The 23987-nt window shown below is 60.3% G+C and carries 28 protein-coding genes; 16 read left to right on the top strand and 12 right to left on the bottom strand.

From position 1 onward, the window contains the following. Positions 1-95: 95 nt before the first annotated feature. The 7 genes from WBF69_RS04625 (at position 96) to WBF69_RS04595 (ending at position 5977) form a co-directional block, all read left to right on the top strand. Entirely contained in the window at positions 96-1196 is a 1101-nt protein-coding gene (locus WBF69_RS04625) for a site-specific integrase (RefSeq protein ID WP_424261697.1), read from the top strand. A gap of 291 nt (positions 1197-1487) precedes the next feature. Continuing rightward, the gene (locus tag WBF69_RS04620) at positions 1488-1700 is read left to right on the top strand and encodes a type IV secretion system protein (RefSeq protein WP_424261695.1); all 213 of its coding nucleotides are present in this window, start codon (positions 1488-1490) and stop codon (positions 1698-1700) included. Between the two features lie 31 nt (positions 1701-1731). Beyond that, a complete protein-coding gene (locus tag WBF69_RS04615; protein WP_424261693.1) occupies positions 1732-2583 on the top strand; it encodes a type IV secretion system protein in 852 nt (283 codons plus the stop codon). Between the two features lie 536 nt (positions 2584-3119). Beyond that, positions 3120-3500 (top strand): antitoxin VbhA family protein, encoded by a 381-nt coding sequence (locus WBF69_RS04610; RefSeq protein ID WP_424261691.1) that lies wholly within the window; start codon positions 3120-3122, stop codon positions 3498-3500. A gap of 167 nt (positions 3501-3667) precedes the next feature. Next, the gene (locus WBF69_RS04605; protein WP_424261690.1) at positions 3668-4522 is read left to right on the top strand and encodes a phosphoribosyltransferase-like protein; all 855 of its coding nucleotides are present in this window, start codon (positions 3668-3670) and stop codon (positions 4520-4522) included. 8 nt (positions 4523-4530) lie between these two features. Further along, on the top strand, positions 4531-4800 hold the full coding sequence (locus WBF69_RS04600) for a hypothetical protein (protein WP_424261688.1): 270 nt from the start codon (positions 4531-4533) through the stop codon (positions 4798-4800). A 208-nt stretch (positions 4801-5008) separates the two neighbouring features. Continuing rightward, a complete protein-coding gene (locus WBF69_RS04595) occupies positions 5009-5977 on the top strand; it encodes a reverse transcriptase family protein (protein ID WP_424261686.1) in 969 nt (322 codons plus the stop codon). Positions 5978-6382: 405 nt separating this feature from the next. On the opposite strand, the gene WBF69_RS04590 is transcribed toward WBF69_RS04595, so the two are convergent. The 3 genes from WBF69_RS04590 to WBF69_RS04580 all read right to left on the bottom strand — a co-directional run bounded on the left by WBF69_RS04590 (position 6383) and on the right by WBF69_RS04580 (position 8478). After that, positions 6383-6520: a hypothetical protein gene (locus WBF69_RS04590; RefSeq protein WP_424261684.1), complete on the bottom strand. Its 138-nt coding sequence runs from the start codon at positions 6518-6520 to the stop codon at positions 6383-6385. Between the two features lie 177 nt (positions 6521-6697). Further along, a complete protein-coding gene (locus tag WBF69_RS04585; protein WP_424261682.1) occupies positions 6698-7993 on the bottom strand; it encodes an MFS transporter in 1296 nt (431 codons plus the stop codon). 71 nt (positions 7994-8064) lie between these two features. Continuing rightward, positions 8065-8478, bottom strand: coding sequence for a RidA family protein (locus WBF69_RS04580; protein ID WP_424261680.1), 414 nt, complete (start codon positions 8476-8478; stop codon positions 8065-8067). Between the two features lie 144 nt (positions 8479-8622). Here WBF69_RS04580 and WBF69_RS04575 point away from each other — a divergent pair, with 144 nt between their 5' ends. Beyond that, a complete protein-coding gene (locus WBF69_RS04575; protein WP_424261678.1) occupies positions 8623-9555 on the top strand; it encodes a LysR substrate-binding domain-containing protein in 933 nt (310 codons plus the stop codon). A 404-nt stretch (positions 9556-9959) separates the two neighbouring features. Next, the gene (locus WBF69_RS04570) at positions 9960-10847 is read left to right on the top strand and encodes a DMT family transporter (protein WP_424261676.1); all 888 of its coding nucleotides are present in this window, start codon (positions 9960-9962) and stop codon (positions 10845-10847) included. A gap of 13 nt (positions 10848-10860) precedes the next feature. On the opposite strand, the gene WBF69_RS04565 is transcribed toward WBF69_RS04570, so the two are convergent. Further along, a complete protein-coding gene (locus WBF69_RS04565) occupies positions 10861-11982 on the bottom strand; it encodes an alkene reductase (RefSeq protein WP_424261674.1) in 1122 nt (373 codons plus the stop codon). 146 nt (positions 11983-12128) lie between these two features. On the opposite strand from WBF69_RS04565, the gene WBF69_RS04560 reads away from it, so the two are divergent. Together WBF69_RS04560 and WBF69_RS04555 are read left to right on the top strand one after the other, a co-directional pair. After that, entirely contained in the window at positions 12129-12725 is a 597-nt protein-coding gene (locus WBF69_RS04560) for a TetR/AcrR family transcriptional regulator (RefSeq protein ID WP_424261672.1), read from the top strand. Positions 12726-12781: 56 nt separating this feature from the next. Further along, positions 12782-13378 carry a TetR/AcrR family transcriptional regulator gene (locus tag WBF69_RS04555; protein WP_424261670.1) on the top strand — a complete coding sequence of 199 codons (597 nt, stop codon included), beginning with the start codon at positions 12782-12784 and terminating at the stop codon, positions 13376-13378. On the opposite strand, the gene WBF69_RS04550 is transcribed toward WBF69_RS04555, so the two are convergent. Then, the gene (locus tag WBF69_RS04550) at positions 13370-14149 is read right to left on the bottom strand and encodes a MipA/OmpV family protein (protein ID WP_424261668.1); all 780 of its coding nucleotides are present in this window, start codon (positions 14147-14149) and stop codon (positions 13370-13372) included. The two genes, WBF69_RS04555 and WBF69_RS04550, sit on opposite strands and share 9 nt — an antisense overlap. Positions 14150-14362: 213 nt before the next feature. On the opposite strand from WBF69_RS04550, the gene wrbA reads away from it, so the two are divergent. From wrbA to WBF69_RS04530, 4 genes are read left to right on the top strand one after another with little or no spacing between them, the layout of a single operon-like run. After that, on the top strand, positions 14363-14953 hold the full coding sequence (wrbA, locus tag WBF69_RS04545) for an NAD(P)H:quinone oxidoreductase (RefSeq protein WP_424261666.1): 591 nt from the start codon (positions 14363-14365) through the stop codon (positions 14951-14953). Between the two features lie 44 nt (positions 14954-14997). Next, positions 14998-15960, top strand: a complete 963-nt coding sequence (msrP, locus tag WBF69_RS04540) for a protein-methionine-sulfoxide reductase catalytic subunit MsrP (RefSeq protein WP_424261664.1) — start codon at positions 14998-15000, stop codon at positions 15958-15960. Further along, positions 15960-16565 carry a sulfite oxidase heme-binding subunit YedZ gene (locus WBF69_RS04535; RefSeq protein ID WP_424261662.1) on the top strand — a complete coding sequence of 202 codons (606 nt, stop codon included), beginning with the start codon at positions 15960-15962 and terminating at the stop codon, positions 16563-16565. Before msrP ends, WBF69_RS04535 begins: the two co-directional genes overlap by 1 nt. Next, the gene (locus tag WBF69_RS04530; protein ID WP_424261660.1) at positions 16562-17467 is read left to right on the top strand and encodes a Rossmann-like and DUF2520 domain-containing protein; all 906 of its coding nucleotides are present in this window, start codon (positions 16562-16564) and stop codon (positions 17465-17467) included. The genes WBF69_RS04535 and WBF69_RS04530 overlap by 4 nt, the downstream gene beginning before the upstream one ends. Positions 17468-17506: 39 nt before the next feature. Here the strand turns inward: WBF69_RS04530 and WBF69_RS04525 are convergent, their stop codons facing one another. The 7 genes from WBF69_RS04525 to WBF69_RS04495 form a co-directional block, all read right to left on the bottom strand. Beyond that, a complete protein-coding gene (locus WBF69_RS04525) occupies positions 17507-18238 on the bottom strand; it encodes a glutamine amidotransferase-related protein (protein ID WP_424261658.1) in 732 nt (243 codons plus the stop codon). A gap of 25 nt (positions 18239-18263) precedes the next feature. Further along, entirely contained in the window at positions 18264-18974 is a 711-nt protein-coding gene (locus WBF69_RS04520) for a ferredoxin--NADP reductase (protein ID WP_424261656.1), read from the bottom strand. 158 nt (positions 18975-19132) lie between these two features. Then, entirely contained in the window at positions 19133-19615 is a 483-nt protein-coding gene (locus WBF69_RS04515; RefSeq protein WP_424261654.1) for a YajQ family cyclic di-GMP-binding protein, read from the bottom strand. A gap of 61 nt (positions 19616-19676) precedes the next feature. After that, positions 19677-19997 carry a branched-chain amino acid transporter permease gene (locus WBF69_RS04510; RefSeq protein ID WP_424261652.1) on the bottom strand — a complete coding sequence of 107 codons (321 nt, stop codon included), beginning with the start codon at positions 19995-19997 and terminating at the stop codon, positions 19677-19679. Continuing rightward, positions 19994-20698 (bottom strand): AzlC family ABC transporter permease, encoded by a 705-nt coding sequence (locus WBF69_RS04505; protein ID WP_424261650.1) that lies wholly within the window; start codon positions 20696-20698, stop codon positions 19994-19996. Before WBF69_RS04505 ends, WBF69_RS04510 begins: the two co-directional genes overlap by 4 nt. A 39-nt stretch (positions 20699-20737) precedes the next feature. Then, positions 20738-21526, bottom strand: coding sequence for a uracil-DNA glycosylase (locus WBF69_RS04500; RefSeq protein ID WP_424261648.1), 789 nt, complete (start codon positions 21524-21526; stop codon positions 20738-20740). Then, a complete protein-coding gene (locus tag WBF69_RS04495) occupies positions 21523-22971 on the bottom strand; it encodes a PLP-dependent aminotransferase family protein (protein WP_424261646.1) in 1449 nt (482 codons plus the stop codon). The genes WBF69_RS04500 and WBF69_RS04495 overlap by 4 nt, the downstream gene beginning before the upstream one ends. A 114-nt stretch (positions 22972-23085) precedes the next feature. Here WBF69_RS04495 and WBF69_RS04490 point away from each other — a divergent pair, with 114 nt between their 5' ends. After that, positions 23086-23979 carry a DMT family transporter gene (locus tag WBF69_RS04490; RefSeq protein ID WP_424261644.1) on the top strand — a complete coding sequence of 298 codons (894 nt, stop codon included), beginning with the start codon at positions 23086-23088 and terminating at the stop codon, positions 23977-23979. The last annotated feature ends 8 nt before the right edge of the window (positions 23980-23987 follow it).

Below are 23987 nucleotides of genomic sequence, written 5' to 3'. Positions count from 1 at the left end.
CTGGACCACCAGGCCGTGGATCCCTAGGATAGAATCGATTGGGGACATCGGCATTGCTCCATTAAACGTGTTCTTCGCAAAAACAAGTCTAATGAATGCCGGTGTCCCCCGTTAATGATGTAGAGCCGACATCCTCGGGCACTTGGAAAGCCCTCATCCGCAAGACCGGCTGGCCGTCCACGGCCAAGTCATTCCGCACCAAGCGGGACGCCGAAGATTGGGCGCGCCGTACCGAAGACGAAATGGTACGCGGCGTATACATCCAGCGAGCGCCCGCCGAGCGCATGACTGTCGAAGCGGCGCTGACCCGCTACCTCAAGGAAGTCACCCCCACCAAGCGGGCCTCGACCCAAGCCGGAGAACACAAGAAGGCGCAAGTCATCATCCGGCATCTTGGCAAGTATTCATTGGCCGCCCTGAACGCCGAGATCGTTGCGCAGTTCCGCGACACACGGCTAGCGGGCGACCCGGACAAAAACGGCAAGCTACGACCCCGAAGTAACAACACGGTACGCTTGGAACTGGCGCTGCTGGGCCACCTGTTTACCGTCGCGATCAAGGAATGGGGCATTGGTTTGCCCTTCAATCCGGTATCCAACATTCGCCGCCCGGCTCCCGGCTCGGGCCGCAACCGACGATTGACCCCAGAAGAACAGAACCGCCTGCTGCAAGCCGTGGATAAGCACTCGAACCCGATGTTCGGCTGGATTGTCCGTATTGCCGTGCAGACCGGTATGCGGCTGTCTGAGATTGCAACGCTGCGCATTCGGCAAGTGGACATCGAGCGGCGCGTAGTCCGGCTGGAGCACACCAAGAACTCTTCGCCCCGTACCGTCCCGCTGACGGCCGAGGCAACGCGCGTGTTCACCGAGGCGCTTGCCAACCCCGTGCGACCTGCTGAAACCGAATTGGTGTTCTTCGGCGAACCCGGCCGGGATGGCATACGCCGCCCCTATCTGTTCGACAAAGCATGGACCGATGCCAAGCGCGCGGCAGGCCTTGAAGACTTCCGCTTTCACGACCTGCGGCACGAGGCTGTCAGCCGGTTCGTGGAAGCTGGCTTGAGCGATCAGGAGGTGTCGGCCATCAGCGGCCACAAGTCAATGCAGATGCTCAAACGCTATACGCATCTTCGCGCCGAAGACTTGGTGCAGAAGCTGGACCGCATCGCGGCCGCTTCGGGTAAATCTCAGTAAATCGGCACAGCAAACCTAATGCCCCCGTGGTGGGTACACCAAGAAACGGGGAACGGAGTGACCAGCGTCAGGCCATTCAGAGTATTCAGATTTTGTGGATGTAGCGCCAGACCGCGCAATCAACTACATCGCAGATGCCGACCCGAAAAGAAGGGTTCCGACCGCCGAGAGCAGATCGGCCGCTTAGTCGCCCCAAGAACGCATAGCCGTACTGGGCGCGGTCCCTGAACAGACCGACAGACCGGACAGCACGGTCCTACGTTCGCCCTCAACCTCTCAGGAGTGGCGAACATGAAGAAATTATCAGCCTCTTGCATTCTGGCCGTCGGCATTGCCGCGTCGTCAGCCGCCTTCGCACAAATCCCCGTAACGGATGGTGCTTCCATCGCCAAGAGCGTGGAAAACCAGATCGAAACGATGGCGAAGTGGAAGATGCAGTACGACCAGATGGTCAGCCAGATCGACCAGATGAAGCAGCAATACGCTGCGGTCAGGCGCGGTTGAAGCCCCTTTCCAGACGTTTCTCAAGCAGTGTTTGAAGATCATCATCATTGCTGCTTTTTGTATGACGGCAGATTCCTACACAACAACAGTTGTGTCTGCTATTCATGGTTTGGAAACGGGTCTCGCGGACATCATGTCTACGTCAAATCCTCAAGCAGCGAATATCTATCAGGTGCTGGATCACTCGGCGGACAAGGGCCTCAACATTGCATATGACATGACGAGCAAAGCCGCAAAGCGCGAGTTCTACGAAATCGCTCATATGTTTTGGGATTACGCGAATGCGCTGCTAATGGCCGTCGCCGTGTTTCTTATCCACTTACCAGCCGCCGCCACCATCATTCTTGCCAAGCTCGGCCTAGGAGTTCTTTTGGGTCTCGGCCCTCTATTCGTAGCCGCGTTGATGTTCCCAGTCACCGCAAAATGGTTCGACAAATGGTTTCAGCAGGTGATGGCTTACATTCTTGAAATTGCAATCACGATGGTTGTTGTGTCTGTCGGTGTGGGACTCTTCAAGTCACTGTTTGACAAGGTGATATCCACGAACACAGACAACCCTATTAATTCCTTCGTTCATATCATCGCGTTGGCCATCATCGTCTTCTTTGCTCTGAGAAAAACGAGCGGATTGGGTGCGCAACTAGCGGAAGGCATAGCGTTTGGAGCCGTGACGTTCAGAAGCATGGCGCAGGGCGTTGGCGATGTTGTAAATCCGAAAACGACACGCCGAGATATGCAATCTGGGCAAATGGTCACAGCCGGGCGAACCAACCACCTCATAGCGGGCAACACCATGTGGAACCCTGCTTACAAGCAACATGTCTTGCAGAACATGGGCAAGAACTGGGGGCCGGCATCCGGTGGCTCTGTCGACGGAAAATGACTTTCACGCTGACATCTACAACGGCCTCGCCATCGGCGAGGCCTCTTCATTTACTGCTGCACATCTCTCCGCGCTTCGCTTGGGCAACCTCTTCGGTTGCATCCCGCGTCCGTTCTTGCCGGACTGGCTGCGGGGGCAGGCCCGGCGGCTTTGCCTTGTTCCTACCCCTTGCCAACAGGCTGCATGGTCTCCAGATGCGTCAAGGGTGAAGGCTGCGCCCGGCATCCTCACCCGTTCCCTACGCTTTGCTCCGGGCTGCGGCCTCCGGTCCCGCCCTTGACACCTCTTCCAGCCAGAATCATTCACCTACATGTCGAATCGCGCCATAGACAGCGCGGATGACGGGTCAAGGGGTTGGTGCGGCCCGCAGCCCTACGGGCGAGGACACGGCCCCTTGACGCGTCAGGAGTGCCCACACGCTATGCCCGGGGGAGGTGTTCAGGGCCATAGGCCCGTAACCCCTGCCCCCGAGGCTCCCGCCGGCGAGGGTGGAGAGTCCAGAGAGGCAAAGCCTCTTTGGGAAGTGTCCATCACGGATGGCGGCCAATACTGCCGTCAATCGGGAAAACCTATTGATAGCCACAAAAACAAGACAATTTCTGCGTGAAACCTTTTTGCCTGTTTTCTCTACAAAGCACCAAAAAAATCCCACACCTTGTAAAATAGCGTTACCTAAAGCACGGGAGACAACCATGGCTGAGATGGGTTCGCACGAAACGGAACTAAGTAAAACGATATCCGGTGCCGAGCGCGACCGACGTATAGAGGCCGTCAATTACGCACGCGCATCAGTCGGTTTGGAGGGATTCTCGCTCGGTGCAGCAGATGAAGAAAATGCTCAACGGTTCATCGACGGGGACATTGACCTCGAAGAATTTGTGCAACCGCGTAGTGCCTTGGCAAACCCAAAAGCTTAGTCATGACGAAGAAAATATAGGTGATTGAAGCTAGTGCAGGATAGGCTGTCGCCGGTTTTTGTGGCACACGAAATTCAGTCTGGAAAGCACTCCACGGAAAATATTGTGCCAAAGCTCACCAAACTACTCACGGCATTAACACATTAACAACAACGGTACAACACAAAATGTCTATAGCTGCTGCCAGCATATCAGCCGAAGCTCTTGGCGACATGATGCAACTCTTCGACTCCCAATCATGGATAAAACCCTTTCATGAAGAGTTGGCTGAATTGTGGAGCCTTTGCACATTGAGAGAGCAGCAGATATTGATCAAAGACCTGCTTATGCATTTCTGCATGTTTGATGCGGAACTAGAAGCAAAAGCCTGCAAGCAATTTAATGAACAAATCCATCAGTGGGAATTAATACCGCGGTCTACCTGGATAGTAGCAGTGGCTGATGCGAATGAAGTTGATGGGTCAAGTGCCGGACTACAGAAGCTAAAAAACAAAGTATTACCCTATGAAGATTGGCACGCTCGCTTCATTTCGAACATACCTGAGTCAATAAAAAAAATAAAAAACGGAGACAGCATTGTGCTGTTCGATGACTTTATTGGCTCTGGTAAAAAAATCGTTAGAAAAGATGCGTGGCTAAAAAGACTGCTTGCAGGACAGGGTGTTGATAAAACAAATATTTTTTGCTCGTGCTTTAGCGGAATGGAGTTAGGGATTCAACACATAAAAGATGAGCTAAAAATCCCTGTATTTGCTTCTATTTTATTGAGGCGTGGAATTAGTGATCGCTATAAAGAAAAAGAGCTTGAGACGGCAATTAGGATTATGAAAGACATTGAGGGGAAACTTTCACAAACATATAAGAAAAAAAATATTGACGAATTTTCACTAGGATTTAATCAAAGTGAGGCCCTTTATTGCGCAACAAACGATAACTGCCCGAACAACGTCTTCCCAATATTCTGGTGGCCTAGAAAAAAAGACGGCACCTTGTTTAGAACATTGCTACAGAGGGCTGGATAGCAAAAATCATGAAATATCGCACCGCCATATCAGAGTTACTGAAAATCATAGATGATAGGCAATGGCATTCTTTATATGAAGCCCATTCCAGATTTCGGCTCAGCCCAATTGAAATTTATGAGGCGGTTATTGCATTGCAAAAAATAGGAATAGTAGAGAGGCAAGACACTAAGTATCGTATTCAGGAAAATTTGGATGAAAAAAAGCTTTCCATAATGAACCAGCTGTATAAATCAACGCGGCCTTCACAGCTAAAAAACTACAACCCAAAATATTAAAAAATGGAAAATCTGTTATAATGGTTACGCTGCGCGTGAGTATTAGCAATAGGAGGTGCACTCGCCTCCGTTCGGTAAGGCTACTTTTAGCCACTGAACTGAAGTACTCTTCTCCTTCCTGCGGAAGAAGAAGAGTCTTTCTATTCACTAACGTGAATAGAAAGAAGTGATAAATAATAGTTAGTAATACTTACGCGCAGCCACTCACATGACTAGCCTATCGTCATTTGCCGAAGATCTGGATCTCTGGGAAATTAAAGACTTTTCGATCCAAATACTTTATGGAATCTTGGCAGATTCATCGAAATACTACCGTACCTTCGAGATAGCTAAACGGCGTGGCGGCAATCGGACAATCCTTTCTCCCTACCCTGTTCTAGCCCAGATCCAACAAAAACTACTTCTCAAATTGCAGCATCATTGCGGCATAAGTGAATATGCTTATGCCTATTGCCGCGGAAAGAATGCAATTATGCATGCATCAAATCATTTGGGATGCGATGAACTTTTAACTATTGATATAGAAAATTTTTTTGGCTCAATAACGCGACAACAAGTCCATCAAACGTTATTGCTGGCCAATTTCGAACGTAATTTTTCACATCTTGCGTCATTAATTGCGACGCATCAAGGTGTTCTGCCGCAAGGAGCATCAACCAGTCCGCTGTTGAGTAATGCGGTTTTTAGCCCACTAGATAAAAGATTGGCGCGTCTTGCTGCTAGTCTCGACATTACATACACACGCTACGCTGACGACCTTGCCTTTTCCGGGGAAAACATCCCAAGGAGTCTTCCCAAGACAATAGGAAAAATCATCTATGACAAAGGTTATAAATTAAATCATGAAAAAACAGCACTTAAAATTAAAGGCGCCAAGAAGATAATTACTGGGATATCTATTAGCAGTGGCGCATTGAAAGCACCTCGCTCGTTTGTCCGCTCTACGAGAGCAACAGTGCATTATCTAGAAAGAAACATTGGCAAACTTTCTGGTGCGAATAACCTAGATCCGCTAGTCTATGAACGCACGCTGGGAAAACTAAACTATTGGCTACAAATAGAACCAAACAATGCATATGTGGCCCAAAAAAAGAAAATCCTTAGCGAAGCACACCAAAACTTCCTTCAGCTAGGCTCTGAGTTCGATTTAGAAAGTTATATTGATGAAGAATTGTAGTTTTATAGAAGTAGGTAACTTTTAAAAATCGAAAGTATCAACATCAGGAAAACTTGCGAGAATTGAGTGGTTTATCTGCCCCCCTGGCCGTTATCTTAGTCATGCAACTGTACCGAACCGAGGTACAGTACAGGTACAGTGACCAGTTTTCACCAATTCAGGTAAAATACGCTAACCTACTGATTTAAAACTTGTTTTACCTATTTCAACCTACGCTAGAATTCGCCCCATTTCCCTGTAGAAACACTGTAAATCACCGACTCAAAATCCCCCGCCGCAAGGCGTGCCGGTTCGATTCCGGCCCCGGGCACCATCAGCATTCATGCGGTTTCCCCGCAGATTTCCCTAAGCTTCAGTCAAAGCTGCGATCCGCAGTGAGAATTGCGGTGCCCGGCGACAAACTACTTACTTGTCGGGGTCCTGCTCTTCCTTATCCTGCTTGGGTTCGCTGGATTTGGACTGTTTGTCGGATATCTTTGGGGCTTTCCAGTTAAGCGGCGGCGCGACGATATCCTTCCAGGCGACACGTTTAGGTGTAGACATGGTGTTCTCCCAAAGCAACGTGGCAGCACACCGTGTGCCGCCACTATTGCTGTATAAAATATCAGTATTATTGTATTATGTCAAATCTATGGGTGGATGTGCTTGAGTATTCTGCGGTGCATGGCACTTAATGCGCGTGCTGGCGCATCAAGCCCACCATCAAGTTGCACCCGCGTGCTACGCCGCAGTTCCCGCCGGCTGGTTCGCATGCCCCCACTGCCACATTAGCGCAATAATCGCCAACACCAGCGGTACGAACGACACCCACAACACCATATCCCAATCGTAGACGGCCAATATCCCGCCGGAGGCAAATGACCCGATCGCCATGGTCCCGAACACGATGAAGTCGTTCAGGGACTGGACCCGTGTTTTTTCTTCGGGGCGGTGGCATTCCAGCACCAGCGCCGAGGCGCCGATAAAGCCGAAATTCCATCCCACGCCCAGCAGGATCAGCGTCAGCCAGAAATGAGAGACGTCGATGCCGGTCAGGCCCACGGCAGCGGACAGGCCGCTGAGCAGCAGCCCCGTCATGACGATGCGCCCGGCGCCAAAGCGGGTAATCAGCCGACCGGTGAAAAAGCTGGGCGCGTACATGGCGATGACGTGCCATTGCAGACCCAGGTTGGAATCCGTCTGGGTGTGGCCGCTCAGGTGCATGGCCAGAGGGGCGACGGTCATCAGGAAGTTCATGAGCATGTACGAGACGGCGCCGCAGATCACGGCGGTCGCGAACAGGGGCTGGCGCGCGATCACGCGCATCGGCCTGCCGCCCGCGCGTTCGGCGGCGGTGGGCATGGGCAGCTTGACCCCGTACAGCACAACGGCGGACAGCGCTGCCGCCACGGCTTGTGCGATGAAGGTGGCGGCGAACAGATGGGGCGGCCACAGGTTCATGGTGTAAGTGACCAATTGCGGTCCGACGATGCCCGCTGCCACGCCGCCGCCCATGACGAAGGACAGGGCGCGCGGTCTGGCGGCAGGGCCGACGCCGTCGGCAGCGGCGAACCGGAACGACAGGACGACCGCCGCGTAGGCGCCGCCAAAGAAAGTGGCGCAACAGAACAGCCAGAACGAGCCGATCATCACCGCCAGCGCGGCCAGCAGTCCCACCAGGACGCCGCAGCCGGTGCCTGCCAGGAATGCCATGCGGCGGCCATGGCGCCGCGCGATGGCGCCAGCCGGCAGGATGCAGGCGGCCATGCCGACCACGAAAATGGAAATCGGCAAGGTGGCCAGCGTCTTGTCCGGCGCCAGCATATTGCCGATGATGGCGCCTGTGGCATACACCACGACCGCGTTGGCGCCGGCCAGCGCCTGAGCGACCGTCAGGCGCGCGATGTTGCTGCGTTGATCCTGGGCGGATAGTTCAGCGGATTCAAGGTGTGCGGTTGCGGATTCGGTGCGTGACAAGGTGGGCCTTCGGTCAAACGAGCGGCGGTGATCGGCGCCATGCGTTTTGCGGCTTGGCATCCGACGCCGGTTTTTCAGCGGGCAAGGCAGCGTGGGCCGCCGTGCCTATGGCCACGATTGTCCGCTATTTTTTATGTTCCTGGCTGGTCTGCCGCTTGCGGCAGCTTTGCAATGACTTTGATCTCGACGTCGAAGCCATACAGCCAGGTGACGCCGACTGCGGTCAAGGTGGGGTGGGGTGCTTCGCCCCAGTAGTCGGGCACGACTTTCCAGATCGTCTCGAATTTCGATTCGGGATCGGTCATGAATACCGTCACGTCGATCACATCGTCGAAACGGCAGCCGGCGCTTGTCAGGATGGCATTCAGATTGTCGAACGCCAATCGGGTCTGTCGTTCCAGATCCGGTTCTGGCGAGCCGTCCTCGCGGCTGCCGACCTGGCCGGACACGAATAAAAAGCCGTTGGACCGGATGGCCGGGGAATAGCGGTTGCGCTCGTATAGTGCCTGGCGTCCGGGCGGGAAAACGACGTCGCGTGCGGGCATTGCATCTCTCCATCAATCGTCAACCGGTCGGAAGTGACCGATGTTGCATATCGGGCACTGTAGCGGTCGGGGCCATGGGGATAAACTGGCAATCACACTCAACATTGTTTGCGCAATCCAAACAATCAAAGCACTGGAGCAGGAATGGACCGTTTCGATGCCATGCGGGCATTCGTCCGCGTCGTGGAAACCGGCAGCTTCACCAAGGCGGCGGATACGCTTCATATGAGCCGGACCAGCGTGACCCAGCTGGTGCAGCAGTTGGAGGCGCGCTTGCGTGTCCGGCTGCTCAATCGCACCACGCGCAAGGTCAATGTCACAGCCGATGGCGCCGTCTATTACGAACGGGTGCTGCGGTTGCTGGCGGACCTGGAGGATGCCGAGACCAGCCTGTCCAGCGCCTCGGCGGTGGCGCGCGGTCGGCTGCGGGTGGATGTGCCCAGTCCGTTTGCCAGCATGGTCCTTGTCCCGGCCTTGCCCGCATTTCATGCCCGGTATCCCGATATCCAGCTACACCTGGGTGTCAGCGATCGCGTGGTGGATTTGATCGATGAAAATGTGGATTGCGTGATACGCGGGGGCGAAATCGACAATTTATCGCTGGTGGCGCGGCATGTGGGCGATCTGCAGCTCGGCGCGTATGCGGCGCCCGCCTATCTGGCATCGGCTGGCGCGCCGGCCCACCCGCGCGAACTGGAAGAATCCCGCCACCGCATTGTCGGTTTTGCCGGGTCGCGCGCCGGTCGCGTGCTGGCCTGGACCCTGCATCGCGCGGGCGAAAGTCTGACGATACAAGGCCGCCATGATGTGGTGGTGGATGACGGCAATGCTTATATTGCCGCCGGATTGGCCGGACTGGGCGTGCTGTGGTTGCCGACTTATATGGCCGACATGCACAGTGAGTCCGGCGGCCTGATCCCCTTGTTCCAGGACTGGCGCCTGGACCCCATGCCGATGCATATCGCGTTTCCACCGAACCGGCATGTCAGCGCAAAGCTGCGGGTGTTCATGGATTGGGTGATCGAGCTGATGCAGCAGCGCATGCCGGTTTCGAGTGTTCGATCGAGTCCGACTTAGATGGTCTTCAGAGGGTTGAGATCTCCCGGGGTCGTTTCCTCCGCCCGGTTGAAAACATCCATGGATTCGTGGAACCGATAGAGGCAGAGCACCTGCTGCGCAGCCGTTCTCTGTCTCAAAGTGTGTCGGTATTGTAGCGGTGGCGCCTGGCCCGCCTCCGTCCAGCACTTCCTTGATCATTTCCGGACCTGGCGCCGCTTTGTCGATTTATGCAGATAATGCATGACATGACTGAGGGTTGGGCAGGGAAATAGAGGAAAAAACCAGGATTTTTGGACTATTCTCAGGGGGTTGCCGGGCCTTGCTATGCTCATATCGTATGGTTCGGTTCGCTGTGTACAATCGAAAACCCCCCGATCTGTGCTGGCAAAACCGGCGCGCCTCCTGACTGGAACCCCGACATCATGCGTCGTCACGATTTACTGGCTTTGCTGCTGTTGGCGGCGATGTGGGGCGGGTCTTTTCTGTTCATGCGGGTGGCGGTCCCCGAATTCGGCCCCGGTCCCTTGATGGAATTGCGCGTGGGGCTAGCGGCTCTGGCGCTGCTGCCGCTTGTCATCCTGCGTGGCCGTTTGCCGCTGATGCTGCGCAGATGGAAAGCGATTCTGGTGGTGGGCGCCTTGAATGCCGCCATTCCCTTCTTGCTGTATGCCTATGCCGCCCAGTCGCTGGGGGCCGGCTTCATGGCGGTGACCAATGCCGTGACGCCGGTGTGGGGGGCGGTGATCGCCTGGCTGTGGCTGAAGGACCGCCTTCCCTGGGGGCGTGCGCTGGGTCTGGCCATTGCGCTGCTGGGCATTGTGGTGCTGGTATGGGACAAGCTGGATTTCGGCGCGGGCGGTGACGGCCCCGCGGTGCTGGCGTCCGTCGCCGCGCCCTTGTTCTATGGCATTGCCGCCAACTGGACCAAACGTTTCCTGAGCGGCGTCGATGCGCTATCCAATGCCACCGGCAGCATGCTGACGGCGGCGCTGTTGCTGGCGCCGCTGGCGGTTGCCGACTGGCCGTCCCACGCCGTCTCGTGGAATGCCTGGGCAGCCACCATTGCGCTGGCGCTGTTGTGCACCAGCCTGGCCTATGTCATTTTCTTTCGCCTGATCGCCAGCGTCGGGCCCACCGGCGCGGTCAGCGTCACTTTCCTGGTGCCGGTGTTCGGGGTGCTGTGGGGGGTATGGTTCCTGGACGAGGTCGTGACGCAGCAGATCATGGCCGGGGCCGCCGTGGTCCTGGTGGGGACCGCCCTGGCGCTGGGGCTGGTGCGGTGGCCGCTTTCCAAGGCGGCCCGCACATAGCAGAGCCTGCCGGCTAGGCGTGCTCGGCCAACACCGGATAGTCGGTATACCCGCGCTCGCCGCCGCCATAGTAGGTGCTGCTGTCCCCCGGATTCAAGGCGTCGCCCCGGCGCAGCCGCTCGACCAGGTCGGGGTTGCTGATGAAGGGTTTGCCGAAAGCTACCAGATCGGCGGCGCCGCTGGCGATGGCCTGTTCCGCCTGATCCCTGTCATAGCCGTTGTTGACCATCCAGGCGCCCTGGCCGCCGGCCTGGCGGTAGGCCTGCTTGAGCGCGGCGTAGTCGAATGGCGTGTCGCCTTGCTGATGATCGCGCGGCCCGCCGGTGGCGCCTTCGATCACGTGCACGTAGGACAGCGCGTAGGCAGCCAGTTTGTGCACCACGTATTCGAACAACGGCTGCGGCGCCGGGTCGAAGCTGTCGTTGGCCGGCGTGACCGGCGACAGCCGGATGCCGGTGCGTGCCGAGCCGATTTCAGCGGTGACAGCCTCGACCACATCGAACAGAAAGCGGGCGCGGTTGGCGATCGAACCGCCATAGGCATCGGTGCGCTGGTTGGAACCGCTGCGCAGGAATTGATCGATCAGGTAGCCGTTGGCGGCGTGGATTTCGACGCCGTCAAAGCCAGCGTCTATCGCGGCGCGTGCGGCGCGGCGGTAGTCCTCGACGATGCCGGGCAGTTCTTCGGCATTCAGGGCGCGGGGCTGCGATGTGGCGGCGAAGCTGCCGCTGCCATCGGCGTCGATCAGATAGGTGTTCGCCTTGGCCTGGATGGAGGACGGCGCGACCGGCGCCTGGCCGTCGGGCTGCAGCGTGGTGTGCGAGACCCGACCGACATGCCATAGCTGCACGACGATCTTGCCGCCTTGGGCGTGCACGGCATCCGTCACGGCGCGCCAGCCGGCGATGGCCTCGGCGGTGTACAGGCCGGGGACGTTGGCATAGCCTTGTCCCTGGTGGGAAATGGCGGTGGCTTCGGTGATCAACAAGCCGGCGCTGGCGCGCTGCGCGTAGTAGGTCGCGGTGATGGGTAGCGGCACAGCGCGGGGCGATCGGTTGCGCGTCAGCGGCGCCATCACGATCCGGTTGGCCAGCGTCAGGCCGGAAAGGTCGAAGGAATCGAACAGAGTGGTCATAGGGATCTCTTATGAAAGCAGGAGGTCGGTTCAGGTGGGATTTCTATTTCGTAACGGCTATTATGATAATGAATGGTATGAAATTGGACGTGTCGTGTCAACGGTTTTAATATCGATCGTTATGAAATCAACGGAATGGGGTGCAGATGGGACGTCGCCGCGAATTCGATGTGGATCGGGCGCTGGATGCCGCACTGACGGTGTTTTGGGCCAAGGGGTACGAGGGCGCCACGTACACGGATCTGACGCAGGCGACCGGTGTGGAACGGCCTGCGCTGTATTCGGCATTCGGCAATAAGGAATCCCTGTTTCGCCGGGCGCTGGAGCGCTATGACGAGCGGTACTTGAGCTATTTTCCCGAGGCGCTGAAACAGGCGCGGGCGCGGCAGGTGGTCGCGCAGATCCTGTACGGCGCCGTCGAGCTGCATACCCAATGCCCGGATCACGCAGGGTGTCTGGCGATCAATGGCGCGCTGGCCGGGTCCGGCGAGTCGGACCCGATCCGGCGTGTTCTGATCGAGACGCGCGCAGCGGCGGAAGCCTCGCTGCGCCAGCGCTTCGAACAAGCCAGGCAAGCCGGCGATCTGCCCGGCACCGCGGATTGCGCGGTGCTGGCGGGGTTTGTGATGACGGTGCTGCATGGCATGGCGGTTCAGGCCAAGGCGGGCGTCGGGCGGGATATGTTGATGGCCATTGCCGATCAGGCGCTGGCGATGTGGCCGGCTGGCCAGCAGGTAGAATGATTCGCATGTTCATAGTGCGTTGACGCGGTGCGCCAGCGCGGGAGACACCCAGCCCGATGCCGACCGATTCCCCCGTCAAACGCCGCCGCCGCGATGCCGTGCTGGAACAGGCCATTTTGGGGCAGGCTTGGGCAGAATTGCTGGACCACGGCTATGCGGGCCTGACCCTGGCCAGGGTGGCGGAACGATCCGGCACCAGCCGGACCGTACTGGCCCGCCGTTGGTCCGGCAAGGCGGATCTGGCCGTCGCCGCCGTTCGGCATGAATTGGATCAGCGTCCGTTCGACGCGCCGGATCTGGGCGGTGTCAGGGTGGAACTGCTGGATTATCTGCAGCGGATCAGCGAACTTGCGGATGTGATCGGCCTGATTTTCTCCATGCTGCTGGATGCGTCGTTCCGGGAAACGTATGCGTCTCCCCAGGACTTGCGCGATGCGCTCATGAGAGGCCGGCAGGACGCATTTGCCATCATTGTCGAGCGGGCGATCCGCCGCGGGGAATTGGAACAAGCCCGGTTGACGCAGGCCGTCATGGCTTTACTGAATGACCTGCTGGGTAACTACGTGCTGCTGCACCGGGCCGCGCCCCCCCAGGGCTTGTGTATCGCCTGGGTGGACGAGGTGTTCCTGCCTTTGGTGCGAAAATCAGAATGAGTAGCTGCCGCCGATCAGGGTGTAGGTCTGGGTTTTCTGTTCGACCAGGGGACTGTCGGCTGCTTCGCCGACCAGCCGGATGACGCCGACGGAACCCATCAGGCTCAGCCGCTCGGTCAGTGCATAGTTGAAGGCCATGCGGGCCGATACATCCTTGAACCCCGAGGTCGGCTGGTATTGCGCCAGGCCGGATCGGTAGGATTCCCCTGCCGTGATACCGAAGTAGCTATCCATGTATTTCTCGGTGGCCCAGCTGGTGGCGATGCTGGGGGTAAAGTGCAGGCGGTCGCCCGCAAAGAGCGGATAGGCCAGGCGGGCGTGGGCGACCATGCCCCGATCGCTGTCCGTGACCGCCTGCAGCGCCGAGACGCTGAACACCGTGTCTGCAATCTTCATCGACAGGCCCAGGCGGGCGCCGACCTCGTCCGACAAGCCGCCGATGCCGCGCGGCATGACGTCGCTGCCGTAGCCCCACAGCATATTGGCGCCGGCGCTGAGGGTCAGGCCGGGCGTCTGGATCAGGTTCAGGCCGATGCCTTGGTCCGTGCGGGCATAAAAGGACCCGATCTGTGCATCGATGACAGGCACCCCTTTGCCGGCATATTCGCTGGATCCCTCGTAGCGCGGGATGACGGCCACGCCGGCGCCCAGGGTGACGCGGTCATCCGCCTGAGCAATGCCTGAGACGGTCAGGCTCAGCAAGATGGGGGCCAGCCCCAGGCGCAGGGGGGAACGGCGGAACGGGCGAAGGCGTGTGTGTACGTGGGACATAAGAGGGGTATTTTTACAAAAAACAAGGGTGGGTCTTATCGGGGGATGGTGGATCCATCAAGATACATCATTGTATCTAAAAAGATGTTTAGAAGGTGAAGCCTGGGCACTCGCGACTTGTAGCCGGGCAGACCGCGACACATGGATTGATTTGGCGTACAGTCAAAGAGCCGCTATGCGGGCGGCCTTGGTCTACATTTTCAGGAGATTCGCATGAGCGTTCGGCTTGCTGTTGTGTACTACTCGACCTATGGCACCAACTATCAGATGGCTTCCATCGCCGCCGAGGCCGCCAAGGCCGCAGGCGCTGAAGTTCGCCTGTTGAAGGCTGCGGAAACTGCGCCGGCCCAGGTGGTAGCTGGTCAGGAAGCCTGGAAGGCTCAGGCAGACAAGACCGCCGACATTCCCGTCGTCACGGCAGCAGACATGGAATGGGCCAATGCCTACCTGTTTTCCTGCCCCACGCGCTTTGGCGTCATGGCCAGCCAGATGCGGGCTTTCATCGATACGCTGGGTGGCGTCTGGGCCAAGGGCGGCCTGGCCAACAAGGCCGTGTCGGCCATGTCGTCGGCGCAAAATACGCATGGCGGGCAAGAAGCCACCATCCTGTCCTTCTATGCGACCGTCTGCCACTGGGGCAGCATCGTGGTGGCACCCGGCTTTACCGATCCATCCATTTTCAAGGTGGGCGGCAACCCCTATGGCTACAGCCATACCCAGGGCGCTCCGTTCACGGATGACGTGAAAGCGGCCATCGGCTATCAGGCCCGTCGCCTGGTGCAGTTTGCAGAAAAGCTGGGATAGTTGAAACAGGGCCGGCGGCGCCCGCAGCCCGGAGGTTGATCATCATGCGCACGAAACAGGAACCCTTGATTCCGCCGTCCGACATCACGCCCGAAGCCGTCTGGCTTGGGCGGCGACGGTGGCTGCAGCAAGCAGCGCTGGGGGCTTTAGCGCTAGGGGCCGCCGGGCCGGGGCGGGCAGCCGACAGCGATGCCCCTGCAGGGCAGGCGCTGGATGCGTCGATGAATGCGCAGTGGTCCACACTGGAAAAGCCCAATACCTGGCGCGACATCACCACCTACAACAATTTCTACGAGTTCGGCACGGGCAAGGACGATCCGTCCGCCCAGGCCGGACGCATGGCGCTGCAGCCCTGGGCCGTGCAGATCGATGGCGCCGTGCAGCACCCCCTGACATTGGACCTGGACGATCTGCGCCGGCTGGCGCCCCAGGAAGAACGCATCTATCGGCTGCGTTGCGTGGAAGCCTGGTCCATGGTCATTCCCTGGATCGGTTATTCGCTGTCGCATCTGCTGAAACGGGCTGAGCCGACCGCAGATGCTCGTTATGCCGTGTTCACCACCGTCCTGCAGCCTGACGTCATGCCTGGCGTGCGCCAGGGGATACTGGATTGGCCCTATACCGAGGGCCTGAGGATGGACGAGGCCATGCATCCCTTGACGCTGTTGACGTTCGGGGTGTACGGGCGGGAACTGCCGCCGCAGAACGGCGCCCCGTTGCGGGTGATCGTGCCCTGGAAATACGGGTTCAAGTCCGCTAAATCCCTGGTGCACATCCGTCTGCAGTCCGAACCGCCCGTGACCAGCTGGATGCGGGCGGCGCCCCGGGAATACGGCTTTTACGCCAACGTCAATCCAGATGTGCCGCATCCGCGCTGGAGCCAGGCTACCGAACAGCGGATCGGTTCCGGCTTTTTCGCGCCCCGTCGGCAGACGCAGCCTTTCAACGGCTATGCGGACCAGGTCGCCGCGCTGTATGCCGGCATGGATCTGAAGCAGAATTTCTGATGCGTTCCGATAGATGGCTTGGCATCTGCATTCACGGCCTGGGCCTGTTTCCCCTGCTGCGCTGGGGGGTGTTGGGGGCTGTCCAGGGCCTGGGCGTCAATCCGCAGGAATTCCTGACCCGATCATCCGGCATCTGGGCGCTGGCACTGTTGTGGATCGTGCTGTGCGTCACGCCCCTGCGTCGTCTGGCCGGTTGGGGGCGGCTGGTGAAGCATCGTCGGGCCTTGGGGCTGTATGCTTTTTTCTACACGGTGCTGCACGTGATCGCCTGGGCAATCTGGGATCGCGGCGGTGTCCCTGCCGCCATGTGGGCCGACATCTGGCAGCGGGATTTCATCGGCGTAGGCACGGTGGCCGTGCTGCTGCTGGCGCCCTTGGCGCTGACGTCCACCCAAGGCTGGATGCGGCGCCTGGGGCGCGGGTGGAAACGCTTGCATTGGTTGATCTATCCCGCTGCGGTATTGTCCGTTCTGCATTTTGAATGGATGCGGGCGGGCAAGAACGATTTTCTGGAACCGCGTCTGTATGCTGTGCTGTTGACTGTCCTGCTGGGGGTGCGCGTCTTCTGGTGGCGGCAGGCTCGAAAAAGGAAACATCGATCGTGACACGTGTGTCTGAACATCCGTCGGCAGAGCTGCGGCTGGGTTTCATCGGCGCTGGCCGCCTGGCGCAGGCGCTGGCATTGGCTTTGCAGCAGGCCGGTTTGCCGGTGGCGCGCGTCGGCAGTCGCCGTCTGGAAAGCGCCCGTGTCATGGCGGGCATGCTGTCGGCCTGCCAGGCCTGCGATCCCCAGGAAGTGACCGACCAGTGCGATCTGGTATTCATTGCAACGCCGGATGCGGCGATCGCTCCGGTGGCCGGAGCGGTGGCCTGGCGCGCCGGCCAAGGGGTCGTGCATTGCAGCGGGGCGACATCCGTGGCGGCGTTGCAGCCGGCGGCGGATGCGGGTGCGCGGATCGGCGGGTTTCATCCCATGCAGGCCTTCGGCGCTGATCCGCAGGCAGCGGTGCGCAGTCTGCCGGGCTGCACTGTGGCGATCGAGGCGGCTGATCCGGCGCTGGCTGCCCGCCTGCATCAACTGACGTCCCGGTTAGGCTGCGTGGGCCTGACATTGCCACCGGGCGCGCGGGCGCGCTATCACGCTTCGGGCGGCTATGCCTCGCAGCATGTGCATGTCTTGCTGGCCGAGGCCGTGCGTCTGTGGCAATCCTGGGGGGCGACGGAGCAACAGGCCTTGGATGCCTTGCTGCCCTTGCTGCGCGGCACCCTGGCGTCGGCGGCCCGCAGCGGCGTGGCGGCTGGCATGCCGGGACCGGTGTCGCGCGGGGATGCCGGCACCGTGGGCCTGCATCGGCAGGCGCTGCAGGCGGTGGATCCAGCCATGCGCGATTTATATGATCAATTATGTCTTCGAGGTGTGGTCCTGGCCCGCCGGGCAGGCCGACTGGATGACGGCCAGGCGCAGACTCTGGAACAGGTGCTGAGCCGCCCGCCGGACGCGCCCTAGGCGCGTGACAGCGGGACAGTCATGACCGACGGCTCGTCGTCATCCAGAGGTATGACCGTGTCGTTTGCCCTGCTGGATGAAATTCAGGATCCAGCGCCCCACCAGCAGATCGTCGGCGTGTGCACGCAAGCTGTGCCGCGCAGCTTGCAGGCGTGTGGCGGAAATTTGGTCCCGCCGTGTTTCCAGCAGGTCGGCCAGGTAGGCGCGGGAAAATTCCGGATGCCCCTGGATGCCAAGAACGGTTTCGCCGACCTGCATCATATGGATCGGGCAGAATCCGCTGCCCGCCAGCACTCTGCCCTGGGGCGGCAGTTCACAGACCTGGTCCTGATGGCTGGCCAGCAGTTGCAGAGTAGATGAACGCCACGGCGTCATCCAGGGTTCCTGCTGTTCCAGCCGGGTGGGATAGATACCCAGGCCCCAGCCCAAGGCGCTGCGTTCCACGCGCCCGCCCAGCGCCTTGGCGATCATCTGGTGACCAAAGCAGATGCCCACCAGGGGTTGGCGTGTCTGCCACAGCATGCGGATGACATGTTCCAGCTGCGCGATCCAGTCGGCATCGTCATTGGCGCCGCATTTGGATCCGGTGGTGATCCAGCCGTCCACACGGCTGGCGGCGTCGGGGAACTGTCCCTGATGGCAGGCGAAGACCTCGAAACTGAGTTCAGGGTCTACCTGGCTCAGCAGGGACTGGATCATGTCGGGGTAGTTGCCGTGCGCCCCGATCAGGGGGGCGGCAACATCGTCACATTGCAGTAAACCGATTTTCATAGGGGGTCACTGGTCTTTCGGGCGATCAATAGCCCTCGAATTCCTCGGTGCGGATATTGTCTTCGTTGGCGCCAATGGCGATCAGCAGCGCCCGCGTGGCCTTGACCATGCCTTCGGGGCCGGCCAGGTAAAAGCGCGGGGTGGCCAGATCGGGGACGTGACGCCGGATCATGTCCGCATCCACGCGCCCGTGTTCCGCACCGTTGGCTTGCGCCTGGGTATAGACCGGCACATAGGTGAAATTCGCATGCTGGCTGGCCCATTGCTGCAGTTCGTCGGCATAGGCCGCCTGCGCCGGGGTGCGGTTGGCGTAGATCAGGGTCAGGCGGTGGGCGGTCTTGTCGTGCAAGGCCTGCGCGATCATGCTGCGCACCGGGGTGATGCCGATGCCGCCAATGATGAAGACTGCCGGTACGGAGTCGGTTTTGTGCAGGGTGAAGTCCCCGAACGGGGCGATCAGTTTGACCGTGGTGCCGTCCGGCGTCTTGGCGAAGGCGTTTTTGAAGGGCGTGCCGCGCATGCGGGTGGCGACCGCGATGTGGGGTTCGAAGGGCGCGTTGACGAAGGAAAAACCGTGCATGCCGTCGTGTTTGGGGGTGCCTTCCGGGCTGGGCAGCTTCACATCGCAGAACTGCCCGGCGCGGAGATCCAGACCGGCAGGTTTTTCCAGCGTGAATTCCATCGTGCCTTCGGCTACTTCCCGTTTGCTGATGAGCTTGACATCGTATGTCGTCATTGCAGGCCTCTTTCCGTACAGTCGATCACAGTAGGTGTTCTCGTCGTGCAAGGCGGAACGCTGAACAGAGTATAGGTCGGGCGACTGCGCGGCGGCGGCTTTCAGGAGATGGCGGCAGGGGTATCGCTCAAACCGGCGAACGGAGGCCGGTGCGGCGCTCAATCGCGGAAGTTCTCGTATTGCAGCGGCAGTTCCACGTCGGTCTTGCGCAGCAGGGCGATGGCTTGCTGCAGATCGTCGCGTTTTTTGCCCGAGACGCGCAGCTTGTCGCCGTTGATCTGGGTTTCGACCTTGAGTTTGGCCTGCTTGATGGCGGCGATCAGTTTTTTGGCGGTGGCCTGCTCGATCCCCTGGCGCACCGTGACTTTCTGGCGGGCGCCACCCAGGTTTTCCAGGGGGTCCGCCACGTCCAGGCAGCGCACGTCGATACCACGGGCCGACAGGCGCCCGCGCAGGATGTCCAGCATCTGGCCTAGCTGAAAGGCGCTGGAGGCGGACTGGTTGATCACATAGCCGTCCAGTTCGAAGCGGGCGTCCGTGCCCTTGAAATCGAAGCGGGTCGCCAGTTCGCGGCTGGCTTGGTCGACGGCGTTGGTCAGTTCGTGTTTATCGACTTCGGAAACAACGTCAAAACTGGGCATGAGAATATCCTGGACAAGAGTGCAATAGGCCGATTGTAGAAGGTCGGGTGTGCAAACGGCATTACAGGGCGCGTAGCGCCACATAGGCGGCAGTGCCGGCGACGATGCTCAGCAGAGTCTGGCGCGTGCGCCATTGCATCAGCACGACCAGCGCTATGGCCAGCAGTTCCTGCCAGGGTCCCAGCGGGTTGGTTCGGGCATGAGCGGTGACGGTGTCCACCAGCAGCAGCACCATGATGGACAGTGGCAGCGTATCGCCTAGCTTGTGGACCAGGGGATGCCGGCGCAACCAGTGTCCGCCGATGAAGGGCAGTGCCCGCAGCGCCAGGGTGATGGCGGCCATCGCGCCGATGGCGATCAGAACGTAGCTGGTGTTGCTCATGAGGCGTCTGCTTGTTTGTGGGTGACGTGGGCCGACTGTCTGGCGGGCCGCAGGGCGGCGGCCAGCAGGCTGAGCGCGATGGACAGCGCCAGCGCCTGGGCGGGGAAGACCAGCAGCGCGATGGCGTAGGCGGCCAGGGCGATCCAGATGGGCTGCACGTCATGCCGGGCGCGCCATTGTTCGACCGCCAGAACGGCGAAAAGCGCAGCCAGCACGAAATCCAGCCCCGTCAGGCCGATTTGCACTTGGGAACCCAGCAGGACCCCCAGTACGGTGCCCAGCACCCACCATCCCTGATTCAGGGCGCAGATCAGGGCCATGCGCCGGGCGCGGGCGTGGGGCGGCAGGGCGGTCAGGACGGAATAGGTTTCGTCGGTCAGCGCGAAAATACCGTACCAGCGCTGCCAGCGGCTGACGGGCATGTGGTTCAGCAGGGACAGGCCATAGAAGACATGGCGCAGGTTCAGCACCAGCGTGGCCAGCGCAATTGCGCCGATGGGCAGGCCCGCGGCCAGCATGGGCACCATCATGAACTGGGCGGCGCCGGCATAGATCAGCAGACTGGACGCTATCGCCAGCCAGGCGTCGCCGCCCGCCTGGACGAACAGGAATCCGAAGACGGCGCCCAGCGGGATGTAACCCATGGCGACAGGCGCTGTCAGGCTGGTAATGGAAAGAGAGGGAGGGGGCTGAAATGTCATGTCGCCATTATCTCAGGATGTCGCGCGCACCCGATCCATTCAGTCCCCGTATCCCGCAGCGGCGGCGGGCGACTTGGCCAGCATCCAATCGATGCCTGATTCGCCTTGCGCTTGCAGCCAGTCGTTGGCCTGCTGAAAGTGGCCGCAGCCGATGAAGGGGCGGGGCGGTCTCAGGGCCGATAGCGGCGAGGGGTGGTTGGCGGTCAACACCTGCACTGGACCAGCCGGCGCCTGCATGTCCAGCAGTTGGCGGCGCGCCTGGGCGTGCGAACCCCACAGCAGCAGGACTTTGGGGCGGGGTTCGCGCAGCACCCGCATGATCAGGGCGTCCGTGATGTGTTCCCAGCCTTTTTTGGCATGCGAGGCTGGCTGATGGGCTTCCACCGTCAGCGATGTGTTCAGCAGCAGTACGCCTTGGCGGGCCCAGCGCACCAGGCTGTTGCGTGGTGCCTGGGTGGGTGTGCCGTATTCCAGGGCCAGTTCCTTGAACATATTGCGCAGGCTGGGCGGTGCGGGGCAGAAATCCGGCACGGAAAAGGCCAGGCCCTGAGCCTGATTGGGGCCGTGATACGGGTCCTGCCCGACGATGACGACCTGGACGGATTCGGGCGGGGTTTCGAGCAGGGCGCGAAACGGGCGCAACGGGAATATCTGCGCGCCGGCTGCCAGGCGTTCCGCCAGCATGGCATCCAGATTGTTCAATACGTTCTGCAGGTGCGGCGCTTCCAGCGTGGTGCGCCAGGCGGTGGGCAAAGAGGCGATCTGCGTCTGCAGAGATCCTGAAAAAGCGTTCAGGACTTCAGTGCTGGGGGATGGGGCATTCATCATGCATTCGTCAGGGATAGGGAAAGGGGCGATCCGGCTGCGCCGGAAGCATTGTGCGCCTGGATCATCAGCGTCGTCAGCAGACCTGGCAGCCGGGGGTCGTCCATTTGCGAGACATTGAATCGCAGCATGGCGCCCGCCGTCTGGGACCGACTGAAGATGTTGCCAGGCGCCAGAACCAGGCCGTGCTGCAGTCCCAGTGTGGCCAGCCGGGTGCTGTCGATGCCGTCCGGCAGTCTGCACCATAGGAACATGCCGCCGGACGGCACATGCCAGGGGTGCAGTCCCAATGACCGCAGCAGGGGGACGGCCCGGTGCATGGCCTGGCTCAGACGCTGACGCAGCAAGCCGATATGGCGCGGCCAGACGGGATCCTGCAGCAGGCGGCAGATGATGGACTGGGTCAGCCCGGCGCCGGAAAAAGTCGTGGCCGTGCGCAGGTCCGCCAGCGCATCCACCCAGTCTGCGCGCACCGCCAGATAGCCGCAGCGCAGACTGGCCGACAGGGTTTTGGAAAAGCTGCCCACCTGGATCACCCGGTTCAGTCCATCCAGACGGGCCAGGTGGGCGGCAGGCGCCGGCTCGAAGGCGCTGAAGATGTCGTCTTCCACCACGATCAGGTCATGCGCCTGGGCCAGATCCAGAATCTGCCGCGCCTTGCGGTCGGACAGGCTGGCGCCGGTGGGATTGTGCAGGCCGGAATTGCTGAGATACAAGCGCGGGCGATGCATGGCCAGCGCCTGCTGGAACTGATCCATGTCGGGGCCGTCGGGCTGGTAGGGCACGCTGACGATGTTCGCCTGGTGGGCGCGCAGCAGCGCCAGAAAGTTGTAATAACAGGGGTCGTCGATCAGCACGGTGTCCCCTGGCCGGATCAGGAAGCGGCACAGCAGGTCGACGGCCTGGGTGCCGGAATCCGTCACCAGAATCTGCCGGGGGTCGACGTGCTGGCCGCGCGCCATCAACTGTTGCGCGATGGCGGTTCGCAGGGCGGGCAGCCCCAGAGCGGCAGCATAGTCGGTCAAGGCGGCGGCGGGGTCTCGCGCGGCATACCGCAGCGCATCCCGGATGGCGTCTGCCGGCATCCAGTCGGCAGGCAGCCAGCCGCAGCCCGGCTTCATGGCGCTGGTGCTCATGTCCAGCGACTGGCGGGCCACCCAGAGCGGGTCTATCTGGCGATCCAGTTGCGGGCCGATTTCCGCCAATGCCAGGGGGGCCAACGGCCCGGCGACGTAAAAGCCCGACCCTGCCTGGGAGCGGATGACTCCGTTGGCCACCAGTCGCTCGTAGGCCTCGACGACCGTGGATTTGGACACCCCCTGATGGCGGGCCATGGACCGCAGGGACGGCAGGCGCGCGCCCGGCTGCCATTCCCGCGCGGCAATGCGCTGGTGGACGTACTGCATGACGTGCAGGGTGCGGCCCGTTTTGGCGGGGGACAGGGACATGGGGAAATCGAAACCAGTACAGTTTTCGCTTACTGTACCAGACTGTATCTGGAATGGAAAAGACCGGACCTGCATAGTGTCATCCAATCGGTGCAGACAGACACAGGAAGAATGATGCAGGCAAGCACTCGCGGATGGCTCAATGGCGCGCTGGGCGTGGCGATTTTCAGCGGTTCGCTGCCGGCGACCCGCGTGGCGGTGCTGGGTCTGGACCCTTTGTTCGTCACGGCGGCCCGGGCGGCGCTGGCAGGCATCCTGGCGGTCGTGCTGTTGCTGATCGGGCGCAATCAACGTCCGACGGGAGCGGAATGGCGGACGCTGGCTTTGGTCGCCTTGGGCGTCGTGTTGGGATTCCCCTTGTTCACGGCGCTGGCGCTGCGCACCATCACGTCGGCGCATTCGCTGGTGTTCATCGGCCTTCTGCCCTTGGCGACGGCGATTTTCGGCACCTGGTTGGGGGGCGAACGCCCTTCCCGCGCGTTCTGGGCTTTTGCGGTGCTGGGGGCGGCATCGGTGGCGGGCTTTGCTTTCAGCCAGGATGAGTCCGGGTCGCTGGGCGCGGATGCCTTGATGATGGGCGCCATTCTGAGCTGCGGCTACGGCTATGCCGAAGGCGGTCGTCTGTCGCGCCGCCTGGGCGGCTGGCAGGTGATCTGCTGGGTGCTGGTGCTGTCGCTGCCCATCAGCCTGCCGCTGTCGGTCATCCTGCAGCCGGCGGACTGGTCTGTCGTGCCCGCATCCGCGTGGGCGGGATTGGCCTATGTCGCGGTGTTCAGCATGCTGGTCGGCTTTATTTTCTGGTACCGAGGGCTGGCCCTGGGCGGCATTGCCGCCGTGGGGCAGCTGCAGCTGCTGCAGCCTTTCATGGGCTTGCTGCTGTCGGCCTGGCTGTTGGGGGAATCCGTGACCGTGACGATGATCGCCGTCACGGCGTTTGTCGTGGCCTGCGTGGCGGGGGCGAAATACACGGCTGCCGCGCCGACGCCTGCCCCGGGGGCATCGGTCTGACACGGTGG

Origin of the sequence: Castellaniella sp. (assembly GCF_049673105.1) — a bacterium.
Lineage (GTDB): Bacteria > Pseudomonadota > Gammaproteobacteria > Burkholderiales > Burkholderiaceae_B > Castellaniella.
This window is presented reverse-complemented; position numbering and strand designations above follow the sequence as displayed.